The organism is Streptomyces sp. MB09-02B, assembly GCF_033794485.1.
GTDB lineage: Bacteria > Actinomycetota > Actinomycetes > Streptomycetales > Streptomycetaceae > Streptomyces.
Genome location: NZ_JARGEE010000793.1, coordinates 1 through 1,899 on the forward strand (window position 1 = coordinate 1; position 1,899 = coordinate 1,899).

Annotated in this window: 1 protein-coding gene; it reads right to left on the bottom strand. The window is 73.6% G+C overall.

The annotated features are described in order from the left end of the window. Positions 1-198 precede the first annotated feature (198 nt). Positions 199-1,899: serine/threonine-protein kinase (locus tag P1P70_RS44105; RefSeq protein WP_319248054.1), on the bottom strand; the 1,701-nt coding region annotated here is incomplete at its 5' end.

The following is a 1,899-nucleotide window of genomic DNA, read 5'->3' on the forward strand; positions in this document are numbered from 1 at the left end:
CCACGGGGGCAGCCTATGAGGTGGGGTGCGTTCTTCGCCCCCGCCGCCCCATCCTCAAGGGGCTGCGCCCCTTTGACCCCCAAGCGTCCCTCCGGTGGGGGCTGGTCGCGCAGTTCCCCGCGCCCCTGAAAAGCAGGGGCTGCGCCCCGTGCTTTTCGGAGAAGCCCCACCGGGCCTGCGCCCGAACAACCGGCGCTTTTACTTCACCTTGGACAGGCGGGCCGTCGGGTCGCCCGCGTCCGCGTTGTTCGCGGTGTAGCGGAGCTCGTCGCCCACGGGGGTGAGGGTGACCTCGTGGGTGTTGCTGGTACACGTCTTGGGGTTGTTCTTCGTGTCGGCGATGCTCGTGACGAGGATGTGGTCCTCGGCGACCTCCTTGAGGACGAACGTGTCGTCGCAGGCTCCACCCAGCAGGTCGACGGAGCGGAACGTGCCCAACCGGTCGCCCACGGAGCCCTGTTCGAGGGTGATGGTGAAGGTGCCGGCGGGAAGGTTGCCGCCGAGGGCGTACCCGTCGCCCTCCCACGTGCCCAGGTACTTCTCGGGCAGGTCGCCCGCCTCGTCCTGCGGTTCCGAGCCCTGGCTCCCCTCGCTCGGGCCGCTGCTCGCCGAGGGGGCCTTGCCGGCCGTCTCGCGGCCCTCGTCGTCGCCGTTCAGCATGCCCAGTCCGAACACGACGCCCAGGCCCACCACCGCGAACGCGCCCGCGACGGCCAGGGCGACCGAGCAACTCACCCTTCGGCCCCGCCCGTTCGCCGTGGTCGTGGAAGCCGCCGCCACGCTCAGCGACAGCTTGCCCGGCGGTGGGGACGTGTCCGCTGTCGCGGAGTCGGCCCGCTGTCCCGGCACGTGTGTCACGGGCGGCGGTGTGTGCGGTGGCTGCGGCGTCTGCGGCGTCTGCTGCGACATCACCGGGGGCGGGCCGAACACCCCGCCCCCGGCCGGGACTTCGACCCTCACGTCACCGGAGGAGACCGAGGGGGCCGAGGAGAGCGAGGACGCCGAGGAGGCCGGCGGATCCACGCCCACCGACGGACTGCTGAACCCCACCGGTCCGGACGGGACGTCCTCCGCCGCCTCCAGGTTCAGCAGTTGCACCGCGCTGCGGCCGACCTGTTCCACCAGGGGTCCCGGCAGCCAGCCCGCCGTCACCAGCGGGGCCGCGCCCTGGGGAGCCAGGGTGCGGGCGACCTCGTCGGGGGCCGGGCGGGCGGCGGGGTCCTTGGACAGGCACCGCTCCACCAGGGCGCGCAGGTCGCCCTCCAGACCGTCGAGCCGGGGTTCCTCGTGGACGACCTTGTAGAGGAGGGCGGCGGAGGAGTCACCGGGGAACGGGGACTGCCCGGTCGCGGCGTACGCGAGGACCGCTCCGAGGGAGAAGACGTCCGCCGCGCCGGTGATGCCCTTGCCCAGGATCTGCTCGGGGGACATGTAGCCCGGGGAGCCGATCGAGACGCCTGTAGAGGTCAGGGACGCCGTGCCGTCCGTGGCGCGGGCGATGCCGAAGTCGATGAGGAGGGGGCCGTCGACCGTGAGCAGGACGTTCGACGGTTTCACGTCCCGGTGGACCAGGTCCAGCGCGTGCACCGCCGACAGCGCTTCCGCCAGGCCCGCGCCCAGGACGCTCACGGAGTGGGGAGGAAGGGGACCGCCGTCCGCCACCGCCGCCGCCAGCGACGGACCGGCCGCGTAACCCGTCGCCACCCAGGGGACCGGCGCCTCCGGGTCCGCGTCCAGGACGGGGGCGGTCCAGGCGCCGCCCACGCGGCGGGCGGCGTCGATCTCCCGGCGGAAGCGGGCGCGGAACTCCTCGTCGAGGGCGAAGTGCGGGTGCACCACCTTGACGGCGACGGTACGGCCGCCCGCGCTGCGTCCCAGGTAGACGCGGCCCATCCCGCC